This window comes from Mesorhizobium sp. M0292, from assembly GCF_040321695.1.
Taxonomy (GTDB): domain Bacteria; phylum Pseudomonadota; class Alphaproteobacteria; order Rhizobiales; family Rhizobiaceae; genus Mesorhizobium.
On sequence record NZ_JAMYSB010000003.1, the window covers coordinates 49407 to 69300 of the forward strand.

The following is a 19894-nucleotide window of genomic DNA, read 5'->3' on the forward strand; positions in this document are numbered from 1 at the left end:
GCTGCCAACCTCACGACATCGGCAACGCTCCGCCCTCTTCGGTGCGGCGGGCAATGAACTCGTCGAGCACATCGGATGTGGCAACGGCCGACGCCGGCGGCTGGAACTCGGCCAGCGTCCGCTTCCAGATGCCGGTGGCGCGCTCGGTGGCCGACTTCGAACCGGACTGCGTCCAGCTGCCGAAATTCGACCAGTCGGCGACCAGCGGCTCGTAGAAGGCGGTGCGGTAGCGCGTCATGGTGTGGCCGGCGGAGAAGAAATGCCCGCCCGGCTGGACTTCGGCGATCGCCTCGAAGCCGATAGAATCCTCGTCGCCGGGGGTCCTAGCGCAGAGTTCGGCAACCGTCTGCAATGCCTCGACATCGGTGATCAGCTTCTCGTAGGAGACGCTGAGGCCACCCTCCAGCCAGCCCGCGGCATGGATGCAGACGGTGGCGCCGGCAAGCACCGAGCCCCACAGCGCGAACTGCGTCTCGTGCGCCGCCTGCACATCGGAAATGTTGGCCGCACTGCCGCCGCCGGACCGCCAAGGCAGGCCGGTGAAGCGGGCCAGCTGACCGGCGCCCAGCGTCGCCTTGACGTGCTCGGGCGTGCCGAAGGCCGGTGCGCCGGACTTCATGTCGACATTGGAGGAGAAGGATCCGTAAACCACCGGTGCGCCCGGCCGCACCATCTGCGCCAGCGCGAGACCAGCCAGCGCCTCGGCATGCTGCAGCGTCAATGCGCCGGCGACGGTGATCGGCGCCATGGCGCCGGCCAGGCAGAAGGGCGTGATGATGGACACCTGGCCGGCCTTGGCGAAGTCGATGATGCCCTGCGCCATCGGGATATCGAGCTGGCGCGGCGAATTGGTGTTGATGACGGTATAGCAATGGACGCCGGCAAGGAACTCGTCCTGCGAGAGGCCGCGCGCCAACCGGATCATCTCGAACCCGTCCTCGACCTGCGGCGTGCCACGGGCGAAGACGAAGGGAAACTTGTCCGACAGGGTCAGCTGCGCACGGTTGACGGCATAGTGGCGCAAATGGTTGTCGACATCCTGCGGCTCGATCCAGGGGCCGAGCATATGCAGCACATCGAAATTCTGAACAAGCTTGGTCAGTTCTTCGAAAGCGGCGAGCGTGCCCGGACGCCGTCCGCGTTCGAGATCGGTGACGTTGGGCGCCCCGGCCCCGGCGAGGAACGTCATCGAGCCGAGCTCCAGCATGAGATCGCGGCTACGGTTGCCCGCCAGCGCCCGGATGGATTTCGGCGCCGAGGCCAGTGCGGCGGTGACGATATCGCGGCCGATGCGCACCATCTGGCTGTCCTCATCGACCAGCGCACCGGCTTTGGCGTAGATCGCCCGTGCCTCCGGCGGCAGCACCTTGATGCCGAGCTCTTCCAGCACGCGCAACGCCGTGCCGTGGATGGCCGCGACCTGGTCGTCCGAAAACACCGGCTGCGGCAGGAACGGGTTTTTGAGCGAGCGATAGTTCGGGTGGCGGCTTGACCCGCTGCCGGCCACGCCGGTGTGCCCGCGCCGGCGCTCGCGCCTGGTCTCCCTTATGATGTCATCGACCATGGCCAAAACTCCTCATTGCCGCATCGCCTGCCCTCGGGCCGTATGGCGAGCCGGAATAATTCGCGCCGGCCGCTCGACGCCGCCGACAATGTGCACCCAAAGCGCGGTCCCCTCCCCGGCGAATTCGTCGTCCAGCAACGCCAGCGCGACGCTTTTGCCTATTGTGTAGCCATAGCCGCCTGAGGTGACGAATCCGACCCGCCGGCCCTTGTGCCAGTCTGGCTCGAAGCCACTGGCGTCGGCATCGACGGAGCAGAACTCCAGCGTCACGATGCGGGCGGCGCTCAACAAACCGTGCGGTGTGGCCTGGCTGCCCTTGTGAGCCGGGCTGAAATGGAAGAATAGTCTTCGCCGGGTATGCCCGCCCTGAAATTGCCCGCTTGCGGTTCTCAGGTGGGTTGGGTGAGTTTCGGGAATGGCCAGTCCTTTAGAACGACGTCCAAGACGAAGAGGTCCGATCGCCGCCGCACTGCTGGCGGTGGACGCGTGGATCGATTCCTCGCTCTACGAAATCGGCTTCAAGGCCGGCCAGTTCTGGGAATCGGCAACCATTTTTTCGCGGCGCTTCCGAGTCACCGGCTGGCGACGCGGCATCATCGAGGTGCTGAGCGAAGGTTTTACGATGGGCGCCGGCGGCGTCGTCGTGCTGCTCGCACTCGCGATGCCGGCCTTCCAGATCACCACCGGCGACTGGCGCAGTCAGGGCGATTTCGCCGTCACCTTCCTCGACCGCTACGGCAACGAGATTGGCCAGCGCGGCATCATCCAGCGCGATTCCGTGCCTGTCGACGAGATGCCGGACCATGTCATCAAAGCGGTGCTGGCGACCGAGGACCGGCGCTTCTTCGAGCACTACGGCATCGACGTGCTCGGCCTGTCGCGCGCCATCTTCGAGAATGTGCGGGCCAATTCCGTCGTCCAGGGCGGCTCCAGCATCACCCAGCAGCTGGCCAAGAACCTGTTCCTGTCGAATGAGCGTACCTTCCAGCGCAAGATCAAGGAAGCCTTCCTGTCGCTGTGGCTGGAGGCCAATCTGTCGAAGAAGGAGATCCTGCAGCTCTATCTCGACCGCGCCTATATGGGCGGCGGCACGTTCGGCATCGAGGCGGCGGCGGATTTCTATTTCGGCAAGAGCGTCAAGGATCTGAACCTCGCCGAGGCGGCGATGCTGGCCGGCCTGTTCAAGGCGCCGACCAAATACGCCCCGCACATCAACCTGCCCGCCGCCCGTGCTCGCGCCAATGTGGTGCTGTCGAACCTCGTCGATTCCGGTTTCATGACCGAAGGCCAGGTGCTGCAGGCAAGGCTGCATCCGGCCGAGATCGTCGACCGCGGCGAGCAGAAGAGCCCGGACTATTACCTCGACTGGGCCTTCGATGAGGTCAAGAAGATCGCCAAGCCCGGCCAGCATTCGCTGGTCGCCCACACCACTTTCGACGCCAACATCCAGAAAGCGGCGGAGGAATCCGTCGAATTCCATCTCCGCCAGTTCGGCAAGGAATACAACGTCACCGAGGGCGCCGTTGTAGTGATCGAGACCAATGGCGCGGTGCGGGCCATTGTCGGCGGCCGCGACTATGGCGCAAGCCAGTTCAACCGCGCCACCAAGGCGCTGCGCCAGACCGGCTCCTCGTTCAAACCTTACGTCTACGCCACCGCCATGGAGCACGGGTTCACCCCGGACTCCGTCGTCTCAGGCGGGCCGATCAGCTGGGGCGGCTGGTCACCGCACAATTACAATGGCGGCTCGGCCGGCAATGTGACGCTGATCACGGCGATCGCCAAATCGATCAACACCGTGCCGGTACGGCTGGCCAAGGACTATCTCGGCATCGGCCCGATCAAGGCGATGGCCGAATCATTCGGCGTGGAATCGCCGCTGGAGTCGCACAAGACCATGGTGCTCGGCACATCGGGCATGACGGTCATGGACCAGGCGACGGGCTACAGCGTGTTCGCGCAGAACGGCTTCGCCGGCTCGAGGCACGGCATCACCCAGCTCGTCACCCGCACCGGCGACGTCGTCTACGACTTTGCCAAGGATGCGCCGGCGCCGCATCGCGTTTTGTCGGAACAGGCGCTGAAATACATGAACACCATGCTGGCTGCCGTGCCGGCGATCGGCACCGCGCGGCGCGCGCAGCTGCCCAACATCGTCGTCGCCGGCAAGACGGGGACGACGCAATCCTATCGCGACGCCTGGTTCGTCGGCTTCACCGGCAATTACACGGCTGCCGTCTGGCTCGGCAATGACGACTTCACCCCGACCCGCAACATGACCGGAGGCACGCTGCCGGCGATGGTGTGGCAGCGGCTGATGGTCTACGCGCACCAGAATATCGACCTGAAGCCGATCCCCGGCCTCGACAAGCCCTTCGTCGACGAAGAGATCGCGGCCAAAGCCGAGGAAGCGGAGAAGAAAAACGCCGATCAGGCAGCCGCCGATGCCGCGGCCGAGCGCCCGGCGGTGCTGTCCAGCCGCACGACACAGACGCTGCGCGAGATGACCAAGGTGTTCCAGGCCGCGCCCGTGCTCGGCTCGCCGCAGACACCGGAGACCCTGTCGGCGCTTTGATTCCACAGCGCTGCTTGCTCTGCGGCCTGCCCCGCTATATCCCCGAACGATAATTCACTCGTCCCGGTTCTTCATGCTCAAGACCGCCTTTTTCACGCTGCTTTCGCTTGCCATAGCCATCGGCCTCGGCGGCGGCAGCGTCTGGTATGCGCTGCAGGCGCAGAGCGGCGTCGGCGCGATCAGCATCGGCCAATGGACCGCCTTTCCCGAGATCGGCACGCAAGATGCCGACCCCTATTCCAAGGCGCGCGTGGCGCGTGAGGGCGTGCTGGCGCTCGGCAAGGCGGAAGGCTTGTCCTTCATCGCCGAACGCGATGCGGCCGGCGATGAGCTTCAGCGGCAATGCGACTACAGGATCGAAGGCAGTTTCCCGACCGCCCGGTTCTGGACGCTCTATGCCGCGGATCAATCGCTCGGCGTGGTCGACACCGGCAAGCCGAGGCTGGCGGCGCTGCAATCCTACCAGGTGCTGCGTCAGCCCGACAATTCGGTGATCATCGCCGTCGGCAACCGTCCGGCCCCCGGCAACTGGCTTCTGACCGAAGGTTTTGGCCGGATGTATTTCGTGCTCACCTTCTACGACACGCCGATTGCCTCAAGCACCGGCCTTTCCGACGTGTCGCTGCCCCGGATCGTCAAGGCTGGCTGCAATGCGTAGGCTGCTGCACGCCATCCTGCTCGGCCTGGTCGGCGCCGGCATCATCCACATCGTGGTGCTTTTGCTGGTGCCGGAATTTACCGAGCGCGATGCCTGGTCACGGCTGGCGATGGCGTCCGACCTCTACAAGATGACCAGGCTGGATGCCGAGGCGGGCGGCGCGCCGGTGGTGAAGTCGGTGGATCCGCTGTTTTACGCCGCCGCCTGCCGCTTCGACCTTGCCGAAGGCATGGTGCGGATCAAGGCGCCGGGCAGCGTGCCGTTCTGGTCGGTGTCGGTCTATGACCGCAACGGCCACAATTTCTATTCATTCAACGACCGCACGGCGACCGGCAGCAAGCTGGACACCGTGGTGCTGACGCCGGCACAGATGATCGACGTGCGCAGGGAGCTTCCCGAAGACCTGCAAGGGGCGATCTTCGTCGAGGCGCCGATCGAGGAAGGCATCTTCGTCATCCGCGCCTTCGTGCCTGACGACAGCTGGAAGCCAGTTGTGTCGCAGTTCCTGGACCAGAGCTCCTGCGAACTGCAGGACTACTGACCTCACCCCGACGACCAGCAAATTCAGTGGTGCGGAACAGGCGTCCGTGGTGTGCCCGGCTGGTCCGCCGGTCGCGCCTGGCCCGCCAATGGCGGATGCTCGTAGCGGACGCCGGGAAAAATGATCACCGCCGCCGGCGTACCGGTGTCCTGAACTGCTCGATTGACTGGTGCCGATCGCGGCACGAAAGACAGTACCATGCCCATGGTTCGCGTATTCCTCTCGGTTGCCCCGGAGCACAACGCAACGCCTCCAAATGTGATTAAGGCCGGCAGAGGGTTAACGGAGCGCTAACGGATCGCGGCTAATTTGATGTTTGTTCCAGGCCTAGCGCGAAACCGACACAGTTGCGGTTGAGCATGGTCCGGGTTGTGTCGAGTGTCAGGCGTATCTTCCGTGTCAGCTTCGGATTTCAGGCAAATCGCCATACGGACGGAATCGGGAAAAGCCGAAAGGCTGTTTCGCGCCGCCGTGTCGGCGTTCTGCTCGCTGACCCGCCCGTCGCGCCGCGAGATCGCCCAGCTCGAGGATCTGACGCTGCCGCTGTTCGACAGCGTGCCGGTCGAATCGCGCCGCTATGTCGCCGCTGCCCTGTCCGAATGCGAATATGCGCCGGCCGCCCTGGTGCGGCGGCTTTGCGAGGAGCCGGTCGATGTCTGCGCGCCCTTGCTCGTCCGTTCGCGGGCGCTGGGCGACATCGACCTGATCGCGTTGATCGGCCGCCACGGCCTGCCGCATGCGCGCGCCATTGCCCGCCGCAAGGATTTGAACCCGACCATCGCGCAGTTGATCAAGGCGCTGGAAAAGCCGACCCTGGTGCGCGTGCGGCAGCCCGAGCCGATCGCCGACGTGGCGGGCGCCGACGCCGAAGCCGCTGCCGCCGCTCCCAGCGCACCAAAACTGCCCGGCAGCGCCGCCGAAACCGCCAGGCGCCGCCTGCGCTCGATGATGCTCGCCGAGGGCGAGGCGACATCGGTCAATCCCTTCGCCGGCTTAGCAACTTACAGCAAGCTGCGCGAGACGGCGCTGACCGGCAACGCCGCCTTCTTCCAGACCGCGCTTGCCGACGCGCTCGATATCGACTTCTCGACGGCGCGGTCGCTGACCAAGCATTCGAGCTATGTCTCGCTGCTCGCCGCGCTGCGGGCGCTCAACCTCAGTGAGGACAGGGCATTCCTGATCGTGGTCGCGGTTTACCCCCGGGAGTTTCCGCACCCGCAGGCGATCCGCATCTTCCTCGACCGCTACCGGCTGCTGCACCACGAGGCGGCGCTCGACAAGGTGCGCGGCTGGAAGGCCGAAACATTGTCGCGAGCGGTGCGCGGCAACACCCCTGTCGCCGCGAATGGCGACCAAGCGCCGGACGTCGACAAAGCCAGCTTAGGGGCCAGCCTCAAGGCGTCTTGACGGAGAGAAGCTCCTCGACGGAAACCGTTCCGGCCTCGATCTCGACCACCCAGATGTCGGGATCGAATTTTTTCTCCCGCTCAAGCCTGGCGTCAAGCGCGGCGGCATCGTCGCCGGCGCCGAGCAGCGTGAAAAAGCGATCATCCGGTTTGTCCGAATCGTAGCTCGTCTGCGGCGCCGGGCCGAACAGGCAGACGTCGCCCAGCCTGCCGCGGGAGAGCACGAAGACAGCGCCGGCCTCGGTCGCGCCGCGCTTGACGACGGCCGCAAAGCCGCCGGCGCCGAAAACACGGCGCAGCAGGGCCGACACCCAAAACTCGGTGGTTACGCGCATGGCGAGGCTCCGGAGGACATGCGCGGCGTCTTAGCCGGATTTTCGGCTATCCGCGAGCGGTCGTCTTGACCACTCAATTGGTCAGGCCGATCTCGCGCATCTTGACGTAGACGACCTCGTCGGGCTCGCCCGTTTCCGGCAGGCCGAACAGCGACTGGAATTCCTTGATCGCCGCCTTGGTGCGGGCGCCGACGACGCCGTCGAGCTGCATGTCGTCATTGCCGAATGCCTTCAGGCCGGCCTGGATCTTGACGATGCGGGCATCGGGCGCCTGGGCGGATACCGGCGCGGAAACCGGGATGGGCGCAGGCGCGGCCTCGGGCGCGGCAACTCGAGCGGCGGCCATATCCACGGGCCTCGGCACAGGATGCGGGATGCCAGCCGTTGTCTGCTTGGCGCCGAGCTGGTCGAGCAGGACGGCGTCGATCTCACCGGAGGCCGGCAGGCCAACTTTCTGCTGGTATGCCTGGATCGCCTTTTGGGTATTCGGCCCGGAAATGCCGTCGACCGTTCCCGTGTAGAAATCGAGATCCTTCAGGATGCCCTGGACCTGCTCGACGGTCGGGTCGCTTTTGACCGGTGCCGGGCCGGGCCGCAGGATGTTGATGGTGGTTTCGGGTTCGTCCGCGCCGGGGTGCGGAAAACCCTCGATGCTGCGGGTGGCGAAGAAGGCGCCGGCATGCGGAAACGGCTGGTACCACAGCGCGTTGGCGGAAACGTAGAACAGCGTCACCAGGAAGGCGGTCGACCCGCCGACCAGGACCGGATTGCGCGAGATCGCGCCGCCGAGCGCAATCGCGCCGGCCTCGAACGCGCCGCTGCGGCGCTTGACCGCCTTAGGCTGTTTTGCGGAGCGAGCCATTCCTGTCCCCTTTCGCGTCGCCTTTCGTCCTGGTCGCGGGCATCGGCAGCACGCCGTTCCTGTCGGTCGCGCTCCTCTTCGGCCCGTTCACCGGCAGGCTGATCGTGACCGTCGTCCCCTCGCCCGGCATGCTTTCGATCGACATCGTGCCGTCGTGCAGCGCCACCAGGCCCTTGACCAGCGACAGGCCGAGCCCGGTGCCCTCGAAGCGGCGCGTATAGTCGTTCTGGATCTGCATGAACGGCTTGCCGAGATTGACAAAATCTTCCTCGGCGATGCCGATGCCGGTGTCCCTGACCCAGAAATGCAGCCGCGAGCCGATCCGCTTGGCGCCGACGACGACATTGCCGCCATCGGGCGTGAACTTGACCGCATTGGAGACGAGGTTGATCAGGATCTGCTGCACGGCACGACGGTCGGCATTGATCTCGCCGGCATCCGGCGCAATCTGCGCCTGGAGACCGATGTTCTTGGCATTGGCCTGTAGCTGCATCATCGACTGGCACATCTCGACCGCTTCGATAAAGCGGAACGGTTCGGGCTCGGTCGCGTAGGCGCCGGCCTCGATCCTCGAGACATCAAGGATGGAGGTGACGACGGCAAGCAGATGCTGGCCCGACTCCTTCACCAGGCTGACATACTCCTTCTGGCGCGGGTCCTTGAAGCCGCCGAACATCTCATGCAGCAGCATGTCGGAAAAACCGATGATGGCGTTGAGCGGCGTCCGAAGCTCGTGGCTGACGACCGCCAGGAAGCGGCCCTTCGCCACCTCGGCCGACGCTGCGGCCTCATTGGCGGCAGCAAGCTCGTCGCGCAATCGGGCAGCCTCGTCGTTCTCGCGCAGCAGCAGGGTGAAGGTCTCCTGCTGCCCTTCGGCGCGCATCAGTTCGAGCTGGAATGGCCGGTAATTGTCGGCCGCCGAGGCGCTGCCTTCCTGCGGCAGCCTTACCCGAAGATCGAGCCGGCGCGCCAGCGCGCCATCGCGCATGTCGGCAAGCGCGCTGAGATAAGCAACGCGATCGGACAGGTGGATGCGGTCGAACATGCCGGCGCCGAAAAGCAGTTCGGGCGGCAGTTTTAGAATGGTGCGCGCCTTGGCCGAGGCATCCAGGACCTCGCCATGCCGGGCGACATGCAGGACAACGGCGTCGATCATGTCTTCAAGGCGGTCGTTTGGAAGGAGCGCGGGTTGCGCGCGTGCTGCATCGCCGAGGGCTGCGAGCCGGGGAACCAGCGTCAGGCCCCAGGCGAGCGGCAGCAGCCAGTACCACGCCGCGACTTGCGCCCCGCCGAGCGGGACGACAGAGCCGACAAAGGGCTGCAGCAGCATTGCGGCCAAAGCTGAGAGGCCGCCCCAAAGTGCCGCGCGCTTTGAACCGCCGATCCACCAGGCCTCGAATGGCAGTGCCAGGGCCAGCAGCGCAACCGGCGACGCCAGGCCGCCTGCTGCCGCGACGGCGCCGGCAAGCGCAAGACCGCCGGCGGCAAGGGCAACCTGGGCTGCCAGCGTCATCTTGCCCGACGCCGCCACCAGCAAGGCGGCGAACCAGCAAAGACCGAAGGCGGCGAAAATGGTTGCGACGGTGACGGCGGCGCCCATGCCCGAGGTGACCAGTGTCACCGCCGCACCGGCGGCGAAGAACGGAGCGGCAAGCATGATGCCGATGAACCGGCGCTGGCGCAGGCGATCGCCCTGGCCGATGATGGCCGGATGGACCATGCGTTCGCAACCGGCCGCCAGCGCGCCAGGCAGTTCAATATATCTGGCAGTTGTCAAACTCAACGCACTCGCACCCGGTCGTGACTGCCCCTGCGTTGCAGGTCGCTTTTGCTTGTTTGAAACTCGCATCCAGCGTTTAAGGAATGAATAAGGCTGACCGGAACAACGAGCGCGCTGCGGCAAAAATTGGAGCGCCGGCACCGGAATGCACTGCCATTTGTAGCCATAGTAAACGGAGCGTTATGTGCAAAGGGCGTGCCCGTGGCTGCGAAACCCTGAGCCGGCATGCCTGCTCTTCTGAAGATATCCATGCGCAACAATCGCTTAGATGGTTACTGCAAGGTTAAGAAAATTGTCGGCATTTGAGGCTAATGCACTGCAAAACGCCTCGCTTCGAATTTGCCTAAAATTTGAGGAAAATTTTCACTGAGCAAGAAAGCCGTCCTTTGCGCCTCATGTGCCATTGTCGCTGATATAAAGAGGTCATTGCGCATGGACGCATGATCCGGTCATTGGACGAGAGGGCAGATCGATGGGCTTTTTGATAAGAATGGCGTTCTGGTTTTCGCTGGTGTTGCTGGCGCTGCCGCTGACCGTCGGCCCCGACGAGGATGGCCGCGAGAGCGTCGGGCCGTTCCAGGCGCTTTTTGCGGCGCGCGAAGCGGTCGGCGACATCGCCGGCATTTGCGAGCGTAAACCGGACGTCTGCGAAACCGGCAAGTCGGCGATGCATACGATCAGCGCCCGGGCCAAGGAAACCGCCAAGATCGCCGCCGCCATGCTGGACGACAAGAGCGCCGAGACCTCGCCCGATACATCGCTGGCCACCGGCAGCGTCGCCGAGGACATCGTGCTGCCGGCGACAGTCAACATACCTGCCAAGCTGGTGGCGAAGAACTAAACACCGTTTCAGCTGGTATCTACAGCGACACCGCAGGCCGGTCGGACCTCTCGATGCCTGCGGTGCTTTTCTTCTTTTTCCGTGACGCCGCAGCCGCGGATGACTATATCCCGAGCAATGGCCACGACGATCCAGACGATCCGCGACGACTTCTCCCTGCTCGACGAGTGGGAAGACCGCTATCGCTATGTGATCGAGCTCGGCGAAGCGCTGCCGCCATTTCCCGACGCCGAACGCAACGCCGCCAACAAGGTGCCGGGCTGCGTCAGCCAGGTCTGGCTGACCACGAGCCGAGCGCCGGGCGCCGATCCGGTCATCACCTTCACAGGCGATTCAGACGCTCATATCGTACGCGGTCTGGTCGCCATCATGCTGGCGCTGTTTTCGGGACGGACTGCCAGCCAGATCCTTGAAACGGACGCCGAGGCGACGCTGAGGTCGCTTGGCCTCGACGAACATCTGTCGCCGCAGCGGGCCAATGGCCTGCGCTCAATGGTCAAGCGCATCAAGCGCGACGCCGAGATGGCTCTCAAGCAGACTGCTTGATTGCTCTATCTTCTCTTCTTTCGACGCAATTCCCAAGAGAAAGCGCTCGGCAGTTTTCCTGGAATTGTTCTAGAAACAAAACGGCGCCGTAAGGGGCGCCGTTGACCTTGTCCATTGGAGCGGTGTTACCGCCCCTTGCGCTTGCGGCCGAGGCCCATCTTCTTGGCCAGCTGCGAACGGGCAGCGGCATAGTTGGGGGCGACCATCGGATAGCTGGCGTCGAGATTCCACTTCTCGCGGTATTCATCGGGCGTCAGACCGTAATGGGTCATCAGGTGGCGCTTCAGCGACTTGAACTTCTTGCCATCTTCAAGGCAGACGATGTAATCGTCATGAACAGAGCGCTTCGGGTTTACCGCAGGCTTCTGCTTGTCGGCCGGAGGCTGTTCGCTTGCTCCGCCCACGCGCCCGAGAGCGGCATGGACATCAGCGATAAGGTTCGGCAGTTCGCCGACGGGCACGGGATTGTTGCTGACATAGGCTGCCACCACATCGGCGGTCAGCTCGATCAGCGCATCGCTATTTCTGGAAGGTGTTTCGACGATATCCATGGTTTAGGCCCCAACGAAGGATGTTTCTGTTTGCGCCCTTTTTGGAAGATCGGGCATGGCGCGAATTTCACGCGGGAAGAGCTTCATGGATTCGCGTCCGGGCATCTTAATGAGCCCACAGACAAAGTAAGTCAATTCGCATCTTGCGCTATATTCAACGATATTCATCGAATAGTCGCTCTTCAGCTTCAATCTTTCGTGCACTCTGTAACTTCGCGATATTTTCTGGTCGGACCAGGACTAGCATGACGTAAGGTCACACCACCGCTAAATCAGCAAGGACTCATAAAGTGGGCAGCGATGCTTGGTCTATGCTTCGAGGTTTGGGCGGCTGATTGTCGGATTCGTACCAAACCGCAAGTTGCAAAGCGTTGGCGAAACACGCCGAAGAAGATTTGTCTGACCGGATTCAATACGGCGTGAGGTATTTTCCATAGACCCAGCCACTAACAAAACCACCGTTTTGCGCCGGGTCGTGCCAAACTTGACACCATTGATAGCGAATTGCCTGTTTCTGTTTCCAGTGCGGCTGGCCGGCGATCTCCAGAAGATTCAAGCCGCCGGTGCACTTGCCGGTCATCTGCAGGATCGTCCCGTTGGGATAGGCGGCCTGCTTCTGCGAGGTGCCGGACGGATATTTGCGAACGTTGAGCGTGTCGCCGAACGGCACGCCAGCCACTTGCCAAGCGGCGAACGCGGTTGCATGAGACTGGCCGGTGAAAGCCAGAACGGTCGAAGCGACGACGGCGAGAGCCGCAGCGGTGTTGATATGGAAATTCATCATCCTCTCCTTTTGGCTCATCTCCCGAGCCCGCCGCAACCAATACATCCCGGCCCTTGAACCCGCGCTGATCGGCGTGTTCATTTGCCATTCAAGTAATTTCTTCAGTGAGACGCAATGACCAAGACCTCAGCTTTTCCGACCGCCAGCCCGCCGAGCCCCGAGAAACACCCCGTCTTCGACACGCATCACGGCATTACCCGCACAGATGACTATGCCTGGCTGAGGGCCGAGAACTGGCAGGCGATGTTCAGGGACCCTTCCCTGCTTGAGGGCCGCATCCGCGCCCATCTCGAAGCCGAAAACGCCTATCAAGCAGTGCTTATGGCCGATACGCTAGAGCTTCGGAAGCAGCTGTTCGGCGAGATGAAGGGGCGCATCAAGGAAGATGATTCGACGGTGCCGATGAAGGATGGCCCCTATGCTTACGGCTCATCCTTCAAGCTTGGCGGCGAACAGCCCCGCTATTTCCGCATGCCGCGCGATGGCGGCGATGAGCAGATCCTGCTCGATGGCGACGCGGAAGCCGAGGGCAAGCCCTATTTCCGCCTCGGCGGCGTCGACCATTCGGCCGATCACCGCAAGCTGTTGTGGGCGTTCGACGACAAGGGCTCTGAATTCTTCACACTTCGCGTGCGCGATCTCACCAGCGGCAAGGAACTGAGCGACCAGATCGAGGCCACCAGTGGTGGCGGCGTCTGGAATGCCGCCGATGACGGCTTCTTCTACACAAGGCTCGACGACAATCATCGCCCGTCCAAGGTGCTGTTCCACGCGCTCGGCGGCAGCCCCCTTAATGACCGGCTGATTTATGAGGAAACCGATCCCGGCTTCTTCATGGATGTCGGCGGCACGCGCTCCAACGAATGGATCATGATCGGGATCAACGATCACGAAACCTCGGAATATCACCTGATGCGCGCCGATGAGCCTTTCGCCGAGCCAAAGCTGGTGGCAAAGCGCGAGACTGGCCTGCAATATGATCTGGAAGAAGGCGGCGACATCTTCTTCGTCCTCACCAATGCCGACGGCGCCAAGGACTTCAAGATCATGACGGCGCCGGCTAATGACCCGGTTCGCGCCAATTGGGAAGAGCTGGTGGCGCACGAGCCAGGCCGGCTGATCCTGTCGGTGGTCGGCTTCAGGGATCATATGGTCAGGCTCGAGCGCAAGGAAGGGCTGCCGCGCATCGTCGTTCGCGATCGCCGCAGCGGCGAGGAGCATCTGATCTCGTTCGACGAAGAGGCGTTCTCGCTCGGCCTGTCGGGGTCCTATGAATACGACACCGAGATCATGCGCTTCACCTATTCGTCGATGACGACCCCGGCGCAGGTCTTCGACTACAATATGCGCAGCCGCGAGCGTGTGCTGCTGAAGACCCAGGAAGTGCCGTCCGGTCACAATCCGGATCATTATGTCACGCGCCGGTTGATGGCGCCGGCCGCCGATGGCGAACTGGTGCCGGTCTCGCTGCTGCACCACCGCGACACGCCGCTCGATGGCTCCGCACCGTGCCTGCTTTACGGCTACGGCTCTTACGGCATTGCCATTCCGGCGGCGTTCAACACCAACTGGTTCTCGCTGGTCGACCGTGGCTTTGTCTTTGCCATCGCCCATGTCCGCGGCGGCAAGGACAAGGGCTATGGCTGGTATGACGACGGCAAACGGGCGCACAAGATGAACACGTTCACCGATTTCATCGCCGTCGCGCAGCATCTCGTCGCCGAGCGTTACACCCATCACGACCGCATCGTCGCGCAAGGCGGCTCGGCCGGCGGCATGCTGATGGGTGCGATCGCCAACATGGCGCCGCAAAATTTCGGCGCCATCGTTGCCGAGGTTCCCTTTGTCGACGTGCTGACCACGATGCTCGACGCAAGCTTGCCGCTGACGCCGCCGGAGTGGCCGGAATGGGGCAACCCGATCGGGTCGGCGGAAGATTACAATACCATCGCCGCCTACTCGCCCTATGACAATGTTGCCGATCACGACTACCCGCCGATCCTGGCGCTGGCCGGCCTCACCGATCCGCGCGTCACCTATTGGGAGCCGGCCAAATGGGTGGCGCGGCTGCGCGAGCGCAAGAGCGGCGACAATCCGGTGCTGTTCAAGATCAACATGGATTCCGGCCATGCCGGCGCCTCCGGCCGGTTCTCCAGGCTGGAGGAGATCGCCTACACCTATTCCTTTGCGCTCAAGGTGACTGGCAAGGCCGAACCCGAGGTTACGGCCAAGCCCGAACCTGAGGTGACGGGCAAGGCTGAGAATGCAACGGAGGCGTCGCAATGATCGATCTATCCACCTTGACGGCTTACATAGCGGTTGTGCTTGGCTTTGTGTTTATTCCAGGCCCAGCCACGCTTTTGACGGTCGCGCGAGCGACGAGTTCCGGAACCAGGGTTGGCGTCGCGACGGGCGCGGGCGTCGCGGCTGGCGATGTGTTCCATACCATCATGGCGATGGTCGGCATTTCGGCGATCATCGCCACTTCGGCAACGCTGTTCAGCGTCGTAAAATACATCGGCGCGGCGTATCTCGTTTACCTCGGCATCCGCGCAATCATCGAGAGAATACCGGCCGACCCTACTGCCGGCGCACTCGCGATCTCCGCCAGCAAGGCGTTTCGTCAAGCTGTCCTGACCGAAGTGCTTAATCCAAAGACGGCGCTTTTCTTCCTCGCCTTCCTGCCCCAGTTCGTGCGGCCTGAAAACGGATCGGTGATGCTCCAGCTGATGACGCTGGGCATAATCTTTGTTCTGCTCGGCCTTTTCAGCACAGTCGTCTTTGCCGTGAGTGCGGGCCGGCTCGGCACGTTCCTGCGCCGCAATCCGTCGGTGGTGAAATGGCAAGGCAAGGTGGTTGGCGGCATCTACTGCGCGTTAGGCGTTCGTCTGGCCTTGCAGCAGCGCTGATGTCGAAGCGAAAAGCGCGCCCGTCGAGGCGCGCCGGTCGTCACTTTTTGAATTCCGGGCTGCTCATTTTCACTCGCATTTGCAATGGCTGCGCGCTACCCATGCGCGCCACCTTCCAGACCATGACATACGCAAAGGGGCCACTATGTTGCTCGTCGACACCTATCTCGAGAAATCACCGATCCAGGGCATCGGGGTTTTCGCCAGGAACCACATTGCCAAGGGCACGCTGGTCTGGAAGCTCGACCCCAGATTCGACCGGATCATCGACGTCGAGACCTATGAAGGCGAGAGCGGCCCGGTGAAGAACTATCTCGACCGTTATTCCTATCCAGACCGCCGGGATCCGAACTACATCGTCTTCGAAGCCGACGACGCCCGCTACATGAACCATGACGACGAACCGAATTGCGATGTCTCCTCGCCCGAGGAAACCTATGCCTTGCGCGACATCGCACCCGGCGAGGAACTGACCTGCAATTACAGCCATTTCTTCGAGACGGGCTTCGACTTCCTCGGCGATCGCCACCTGTAGATCGCCACCTGTAGCCGGGATCACTTGGCCGGCTTGCTGCGCACCGGGTAGCCGTTGGGATGCGGCGGCACCGCCTTGAGATAGGCGGCTATTGCCGCGCGATCTCCCGGCGGCAGTTCGGCCATGTTGCGCTGCACGTCGACCATGGCGCCGCCTACCGAGTCGAAATCGGGGGTAAAACCGGTTTCGAGATAGTTGGCGATGTCGGCTTCCGACCAGTCACCGAGCCCGCCCTCGCCCGATGTGATGTTCGGCACGACGCCGCTGCCTTCGGCTGCCGACGCGCCAGCCAGCCACTGGCTCTTCCTGGTGGCGCCGGTGAAGTCGCGCGGCGTGTGGCATTCGCCGCAATGGCCAGGCCCCTCGACCAGATAGCGGCCGGCGAGTACCGGATCAGGCGTGCCATCGGCAAAGGCAATCACCGGCTCCTTGCTGAGATAGAGCCGCTTCCACAGGCCGAGGCCGCGGCGGATGTTGAAGGGGAAACTCAGGGAATTGTCCGGCGCCTTGCCGGCGACCGCCGGCAGCGTCTTCAGGAACGCATAGAGATCGGCAATATCAGCCGGCTTCATGCGGGCGTAGGATGCGTAGGGGAAGGCCGGATAGAAATGCTCGCCCGACGGCGACACGCCCTTCAGCATGGCGTTGGCAAGGTCCTCGACCGTCCAGGCGCCGATGCCGTCCTTGGGATCCTGCGAGATGTTGGGCGGCACGAAGGTGCCGAACGGCGTCTTGAGCTCGAGGCCGCCGACCAGTTGCAAACGGGCGTCACCCTGCGAGCCTGGCTTGGCGTGACAGGAGGTGCAGCCGCCGGCATTGAAAATGCGCTTGCCCCTGGCGGCGTCGCCGGGGCCGAGCTGCGCCAGGGTGTCAGTGTCGAGCTTGACCGGCGCCGACAACAGCCAGCCGGCGCCGGCACCGACGACACCCAGGACAAGGGCGGCGCCGACAAATTTTTTCCACAAGGGCATTGACCGGGATCAGCTCTTCTTCACCCGATAGGTCTTGTGGCAGGTGCCGCAATCACTGCCGAGCGTATCGATCTGCGCCTTCAGCGCATCGACATCGGCGGGTGCGGCGGCGACTGCGGCCTTGACGTCGGCGAGGTACTTGTCTTCGGTCGATTTGAAGCCCGCCATGTCTTTCCAGATTTTGGGCGAGGCGGTGGTATCACCGCTGTCGCTGCCGGCCGGGAACAGCGTGTCGACATCGAACTTTTCCGCGTTGACCTGCAGCGCCTGCAGCGCCGTCAGCACGGCGGCGGCATCGAAGTCCGCTTCGCCCTTGGCGATCTTCGACAGGCCGCCGACAATCTTGCCGCGTTCCTTCATCAGTCCCTGTCGGTCGAGGATCGGGTCGGCAAAAGCCGCCGAGGCGGCGAGGCTGAGCATAGAGATGGCGATAACAAGCTTTCTCATTCAATTGGCTCCAGGATGATGAGGGGGTCGCGACCTAACGTTAACGGAGGGCGGGCCGGGATTATTCCCTGTCCGCCGGCCGGATTCTGCCGAATTTCCGTGTACCTCCTGTTTCAGCAAAAAAAGAAAAGCCCCGATGCCGGGGCTTCTCTGGGTCGATCAGGCTTTCGCCTCTTCGTACATTTCAAGGACATGGTCCCAGTTGATGAGGCTGTCGACGAAGGCCTCGAGATATTTCGGCCGCGCGTTGCGGTAGTCGATGTAATAGGAATGTTCCCAGACATCGACGCCGAGGATCGGCGATGCGCCATGGACGAGCGGGTTCTCGCCGTTCGGCGTCTTGGATATCGCCAGCTTGCCGTCCTTGACCGAGACCCAGGCCCAGCCCGAACCGAACTGCGTGGTGCCGGCGGCGATGAAGTCGGCCTTGAACTTGTCGTAGCCGCCGAGGTCGGCGTCGAAAGCCTTCTGCAGGGGGCCCGGAAGCTTGTTGCCGCCGCCGCCCTTCTTCATCCACTTCCAGAAATGGATGTGGTTGTAGTGCTGGGCTGCGTTGTTGAAGAGGCCGGCATTCTTGCCGAACGACTGCTTGACCACCTCTTCGACCGACAGATCGCCAAGGCCCGCTTCGGCGGCCAGCTTGTTGCCGTTGTCGACATAGGCCTTGTGGTGCTTGTCGTGGTGATACTCCAGCGTCTCCTTCGACATGTAAGGCTGCAAGGCCTCGTAGTCGTAGGGCAAGGCGGGCAATTCAAAAGCCATCGGTCATACTCCTCATGGAAAAATCCGGTGCGGATACCGGATTAAGATAGGGCTGCATTGATCTGGAACAACTCCGGAATGAAGCGCCAATTGCCTTTTAGCGGCTCAACCGGCGGAAGTCGAATGCGCCCATTCCCAATAAAGGTCGCGCGCTTTCTTGGCCACCGGCCCGGGCTGCAGATCGCGGTCCTCGATGCGGGTGATCGGCACGACCTTGGAATGATTTCCGGTCGAAAATATCTCGTCGGCTTCAAGAAAGTCGCGCACCGACAGCATCTTCTCCGTGGTCTTGAAGCCGTAATCGCCAAGCAGCGTCATGGTGCGCGAGCGGGTGATGCCGGACAGGAAGGTGCCGTTGGGCGCCGGCGTCAACACGTGGCTGTCCTTGACCAGGAAGATGTTCGAGGTTCCGGTCTCGGCGACATTGCCCAGCATGTCCAGCACCAGCGCATTGTCGAAGCCGCGTCCCTTGGCTTCGAGAATGGCGCGGCCATTGTTGGGATAGAGGCAGCCGGCCTTGGCATTGGTCGGCATGGTCTCGATGGTCGGCCGCCGGAACGGCGACACGGTGATCGAAAAGCCGGTCGGCGAGATCATCGGCGATTCGTAGAGGCAGAGGCAGAAACGGGTCGAGGCCGGATCGGCCGGCACGCCCATATAGCCGCCATGCTCGGCCCAGTACATCGGCCTGATGTAGACCGCTGTCTTGCCGTCGAACTTCTTCAGCCCGTCCCAGGTCAGTCCAACAATCTCATCGGCGCTCATCGACGGCGCGAGGCCGAGCGCGGTCGCCGATGCGTTCACCCTAGCGGCATGCAGCTCGAGATCGGGGGCGACGCCTTCGAACCAGCGGGCGCCGTCGAAGACGCTGGTGCCGAGCCACATGGCGTGGCTGCGCGGACCAAGGATGGCGACGTTGCCTTCGTACCAGTCGCCGTCGACGAAGGTCCATGTCGCCGATAGCGCCGCAGTCGCCAGTGTCATTGTTCGGTTCCGCTTCAAAGCTGTTTGTTGCCAGGCATTGGAAGATGCTTTGACCGGCGCCGTCAACCGGCATGGAGCGGATTTGTTGAGGCCAGAGCGCCCCAAGAAAGCGATCAAGACTACAATCGATGCTTGCACCTTGCGCCGCCTGCCCTCAAAACTGTCGCCATGCATTACGCGGCTTACGTTTTCGACGCCTATGGCACGTTGTTCGACGTGCACGCAGCCGTGCGCCGTCATGACGGCGAGATCGGCCCCGACGGCCCGCTGCTTTCGGAAATCTGGCGCGCCAAGCAGCTGGAATATTCCTGGGTGCGCACGCTGATGGGCGGCTATGCCGATTTCTGGCAGCTCACCGAACAGGCGCTCGATTTCGCCCTGCGCAAGGTTCCCTCCGCCGACAAGGGACTGAAGGCCAAGCTGCTCGAAGCCTATTGGCGGCTCGACTGCTATCCGGAAGTGCCGGCCGTGCTGAAGGCACTGAAAGCATCCGGCGCCAAGCTCGCAATCCTGTCCAACGGCTCGCCCGAGATGCTGGAAGCGGCGGTCAAGTCGGCCGCCCTCGACCAGGTGCTGGACGATATCTTTTCGGTCGACGCCGTCAGGCGCTTCAAGACCGACCCGTCGACCTACGACATGGTGGCGACGGGCTGGCGACTCTATCCGGGCGCCGTCTCGTTCCAGTCGTCCAACCGCTGGGACGTCGCCGGCGCCACCAAATTCGGCTTTCGCACCGTATGGATCAACCGCGCCAACCAGCCCGAGGAATACCGGGATTTCCCGCCGGCGCTGATCCTGCCGTCGCTTGAAGGCCTGCTGACCGGCGGCTGATCACTCTGTTGC

21 protein-coding genes are annotated in these 19894 nt (G+C 63.1%); 10 read left to right on the plus strand and 11 right to left on the minus strand.

The annotated features are described in order from the left end of the window. Nucleotides 1–10 precede the first annotated feature (10 nt). Entirely contained in the window at nucleotides 11–1564 is a 1554-nt protein-coding gene (locus tag NKI96_RS05185) for a trimethylamine methyltransferase family protein (RefSeq protein ID WP_023752746.1), read from the minus strand. 12 nt (nucleotides 1565–1576) lie between these two features. Next, on the minus strand, nucleotides 1577–1852 hold the full coding sequence (locus tag NKI96_RS05190; RefSeq protein ID WP_031244206.1) for a glycine cleavage T C-terminal barrel domain-containing protein: 276 nt from the start codon (nucleotides 1850–1852) through the stop codon (nucleotides 1577–1579). Nucleotides 1853–1979: 127 nt separating this feature from the next. On the opposite strand from NKI96_RS05190, the gene NKI96_RS05195 reads away from it, so the two are divergent. The 4 genes from NKI96_RS05195 (at nucleotide 1980) to NKI96_RS05210 (ending at nucleotide 6745) form a co-directional block, all read left to right on the plus strand. Next, nucleotides 1980–4139, plus strand: a complete 2160-nt coding sequence (locus NKI96_RS05195; protein WP_023684539.1) for a transglycosylase domain-containing protein — start codon at nucleotides 1980–1982, stop codon at nucleotides 4137–4139. Nucleotides 4140–4212: 73 nt separating this feature from the next. After that, a complete protein-coding gene (locus NKI96_RS05200; RefSeq protein WP_023670163.1) occupies nucleotides 4213–4797 on the plus strand; it encodes a DUF1214 domain-containing protein in 585 nt (194 codons plus the stop codon). Next, a complete protein-coding gene (locus NKI96_RS05205; RefSeq protein WP_352803204.1) occupies nucleotides 4790–5338 on the plus strand; it encodes a DUF1254 domain-containing protein in 549 nt (182 codons plus the stop codon). Before NKI96_RS05200 ends, NKI96_RS05205 begins: the two co-directional genes overlap by 8 nt. Nucleotides 5339–5734: 396 nt before the next feature. Further along, nucleotides 5735–6745, plus strand: a complete 1011-nt coding sequence (locus NKI96_RS05210; protein ID WP_352803206.1) for a hypothetical protein — start codon at nucleotides 5735–5737, stop codon at nucleotides 6743–6745. On the opposite strand, the gene NKI96_RS05215 is transcribed toward NKI96_RS05210, so the two are convergent. The 3 genes from NKI96_RS05215 to NKI96_RS05225 all read right to left on the minus strand — a co-directional run bounded on the left by NKI96_RS05215 (nucleotide 6732) and on the right by NKI96_RS05225 (nucleotide 9661). Then, a complete protein-coding gene (locus NKI96_RS05215) occupies nucleotides 6732–7079 on the minus strand; it encodes a DUF1491 family protein (RefSeq protein ID WP_352803208.1) in 348 nt (115 codons plus the stop codon). The two genes, NKI96_RS05210 and NKI96_RS05215, sit on opposite strands and share 14 nt — an antisense overlap. Nucleotides 7080–7152: 73 nt before the next feature. Next, nucleotides 7153–7941, minus strand: a complete 789-nt coding sequence (locus NKI96_RS05220) for a peptidoglycan-binding domain-containing protein (protein ID WP_023670159.1) — start codon at nucleotides 7939–7941, stop codon at nucleotides 7153–7155. Continuing rightward, nucleotides 7916–9661, minus strand: a complete 1746-nt coding sequence (locus tag NKI96_RS05225) for an ATP-binding protein (RefSeq protein ID WP_352803464.1) — start codon at nucleotides 9659–9661, stop codon at nucleotides 7916–7918. Before NKI96_RS05225 ends, NKI96_RS05220 begins: the two co-directional genes overlap by 26 nt. A gap of 532 nt (nucleotides 9662–10193) precedes the next feature. Here NKI96_RS05225 and NKI96_RS05230 point away from each other — a divergent pair. Both NKI96_RS05230 and NKI96_RS05235 read left to right on the plus strand, forming a co-directional pair. Further along, a complete protein-coding gene (locus NKI96_RS05230; RefSeq protein ID WP_023732038.1) occupies nucleotides 10194–10562 on the plus strand; it encodes a DUF5330 domain-containing protein in 369 nt (122 codons plus the stop codon). A 117-nt stretch (nucleotides 10563–10679) separates the two neighbouring features. Then, the gene (locus NKI96_RS05235; protein WP_023684547.1) at nucleotides 10680–11108 is read left to right on the plus strand and encodes a SufE family protein; all 429 of its coding nucleotides are present in this window, start codon (nucleotides 10680–10682) and stop codon (nucleotides 11106–11108) included. A gap of 125 nt (nucleotides 11109–11233) precedes the next feature. Here NKI96_RS05235 and NKI96_RS05240 read toward each other — a convergent pair whose 3' ends face one another. After that, nucleotides 11234–11659: a Ros/MucR family transcriptional regulator gene (locus NKI96_RS05240; protein ID WP_023673680.1), complete on the minus strand. Its 426-nt coding sequence runs from the start codon at nucleotides 11657–11659 to the stop codon at nucleotides 11234–11236. Nucleotides 11660–12068: 409 nt separating this feature from the next. After that, entirely contained in the window at nucleotides 12069–12443 is a 375-nt protein-coding gene (locus NKI96_RS05245; RefSeq protein ID WP_023702200.1) for an SH3 domain-containing protein, read from the minus strand. 114 nt (nucleotides 12444–12557) lie between these two features. On the opposite strand from NKI96_RS05245, the gene NKI96_RS05250 reads away from it, so the two are divergent. The 3 genes from NKI96_RS05250 (at nucleotide 12558) to NKI96_RS05260 (ending at nucleotide 15887) form a co-directional block, all read left to right on the plus strand. Beyond that, on the plus strand, nucleotides 12558–14729 hold the full coding sequence (locus tag NKI96_RS05250) for a S9 family peptidase (RefSeq protein WP_352803210.1): 2172 nt from the start codon (nucleotides 12558–12560) through the stop codon (nucleotides 14727–14729). Next, nucleotides 14726–15352: a LysE family translocator gene (locus NKI96_RS05255; protein ID WP_023692796.1), complete on the plus strand. Its 627-nt coding sequence runs from the start codon at nucleotides 14726–14728 to the stop codon at nucleotides 15350–15352. Before NKI96_RS05250 ends, NKI96_RS05255 begins: the two co-directional genes overlap by 4 nt. Before the next feature lie 145 nt (nucleotides 15353–15497). Continuing rightward, entirely contained in the window at nucleotides 15498–15887 is a 390-nt protein-coding gene (locus tag NKI96_RS05260) for an SET domain-containing protein (protein WP_023673684.1), read from the plus strand. Nucleotides 15888–15907: 20 nt separating this feature from the next. On the opposite strand, the gene NKI96_RS05265 is transcribed toward NKI96_RS05260, so the two are convergent. The 4 genes from NKI96_RS05265 to NKI96_RS05280 form a co-directional block, all read right to left on the minus strand. Beyond that, entirely contained in the window at nucleotides 15908–16858 is a 951-nt protein-coding gene (locus tag NKI96_RS05265) for a cytochrome c (protein WP_023754809.1), read from the minus strand. 9 nt (nucleotides 16859–16867) lie between these two features. Continuing rightward, nucleotides 16868–17305, minus strand: coding sequence for a c-type cytochrome (locus NKI96_RS05270; RefSeq protein WP_023684552.1), 438 nt, complete (start codon nucleotides 17303–17305; stop codon nucleotides 16868–16870). Between the two features lie 159 nt (nucleotides 17306–17464). Next, nucleotides 17465–18067: a superoxide dismutase gene (locus NKI96_RS05275; protein WP_023754810.1), complete on the minus strand. Its 603-nt coding sequence runs from the start codon at nucleotides 18065–18067 to the stop codon at nucleotides 17465–17467. A gap of 105 nt (nucleotides 18068–18172) precedes the next feature. Then, nucleotides 18173–19051 (minus strand): branched-chain amino acid aminotransferase, encoded by an 879-nt coding sequence (locus tag NKI96_RS05280; protein WP_023673688.1) that lies wholly within the window; start codon nucleotides 19049–19051, stop codon nucleotides 18173–18175. Between the two features lie 168 nt (nucleotides 19052–19219). Between NKI96_RS05280 and NKI96_RS05285 the strand changes: the two genes are divergently transcribed. After that, complete coding sequence (locus NKI96_RS05285) at nucleotides 19220–19882, plus strand: haloacid dehalogenase type II (protein WP_352546114.1); 663 nt, start codon at nucleotides 19220–19222, stop codon at nucleotides 19880–19882. Nucleotides 19883–19894 lie beyond the last annotated feature (12 nt).

Coding starts and splice junctions, on each gene's coding strand:
- NKI96_RS05185 (WP_023752746.1), bottom strand. CDS start 1,564: ATGGTCGATGACATCATAAGGGAGACCAGGCGCGAGCGCCGGCGCGGG.
- NKI96_RS05195 (WP_023684539.1), top strand. CDS start 1,980: ATGGCCAGTCCTTTAGAACGACGTCCAAGACGAAGAGGTCCGATCGCC.
- NKI96_RS05200 (WP_023670163.1), top strand. CDS start 4,213: ATGCTCAAGACCGCCTTTTTCACGCTGCTTTCGCTTGCCATAGCCATC.
- NKI96_RS05205 (WP_352803204.1), top strand. CDS start 4,790: ATGCGTAGGCTGCTGCACGCCATCCTGCTCGGCCTGGTCGGCGCCGGC.
- NKI96_RS05215 (WP_352803208.1), bottom strand. CDS start 7,079: ATGCGCGTAACCACCGAGTTTTGGGTGTCGGCCCTGCTGCGCCGTGTT.
- NKI96_RS05220 (WP_023670159.1), bottom strand. CDS start 7,941: ATGGCTCGCTCCGCAAAACAGCCTAAGGCGGTCAAGCGCCGCAGCGGC.
- NKI96_RS05225 (WP_352803464.1), bottom strand. CDS start 9,661: ATGGTCCATCCGGCCATCATCGGCCAGGGCGATCGCCTGCGCCAGCGC.
- NKI96_RS05230 (WP_023732038.1), top strand. CDS start 10,194: ATGGGCTTTTTGATAAGAATGGCGTTCTGGTTTTCGCTGGTGTTGCTG.
- NKI96_RS05235 (WP_023684547.1), top strand. CDS start 10,680: ATGGCCACGACGATCCAGACGATCCGCGACGACTTCTCCCTGCTCGAC.
- NKI96_RS05240 (WP_023673680.1), bottom strand. CDS start 11,659: ATGGATATCGTCGAAACACCTTCCAGAAATAGCGATGCGCTGATCGAG.
- NKI96_RS05245 (WP_023702200.1), bottom strand. CDS start 12,443: ATGATGAATTTCCATATCAACACCGCTGCGGCTCTCGCCGTCGTCGCT.
- NKI96_RS05250 (WP_352803210.1), top strand. CDS start 12,558: ATGACCAAGACCTCAGCTTTTCCGACCGCCAGCCCGCCGAGCCCCGAG.
- NKI96_RS05255 (WP_023692796.1), top strand. CDS start 14,726: ATGATCGATCTATCCACCTTGACGGCTTACATAGCGGTTGTGCTTGGC.
- NKI96_RS05260 (WP_023673684.1), top strand. CDS start 15,498: ATGTTGCTCGTCGACACCTATCTCGAGAAATCACCGATCCAGGGCATC.
- NKI96_RS05265 (WP_023754809.1), bottom strand. CDS start 16,858: ATGCCCTTGTGGAAAAAATTTGTCGGCGCCGCCCTTGTCCTGGGTGTC.
- NKI96_RS05270 (WP_023684552.1), bottom strand. CDS start 17,305: ATGAGAAAGCTTGTTATCGCCATCTCTATGCTCAGCCTCGCCGCCTCG.
- NKI96_RS05275 (WP_023754810.1), bottom strand. CDS start 18,067: ATGGCTTTTGAATTGCCCGCCTTGCCCTACGACTACGAGGCCTTGCAG.
- NKI96_RS05280 (WP_023673688.1), bottom strand. CDS start 19,051: ATGACACTGGCGACTGCGGCGCTATCGGCGACATGGACCTTCGTCGAC.
- NKI96_RS05285 (WP_352546114.1), top strand. CDS start 19,220: ATGCATTACGCGGCTTACGTTTTCGACGCCTATGGCACGTTGTTCGAC.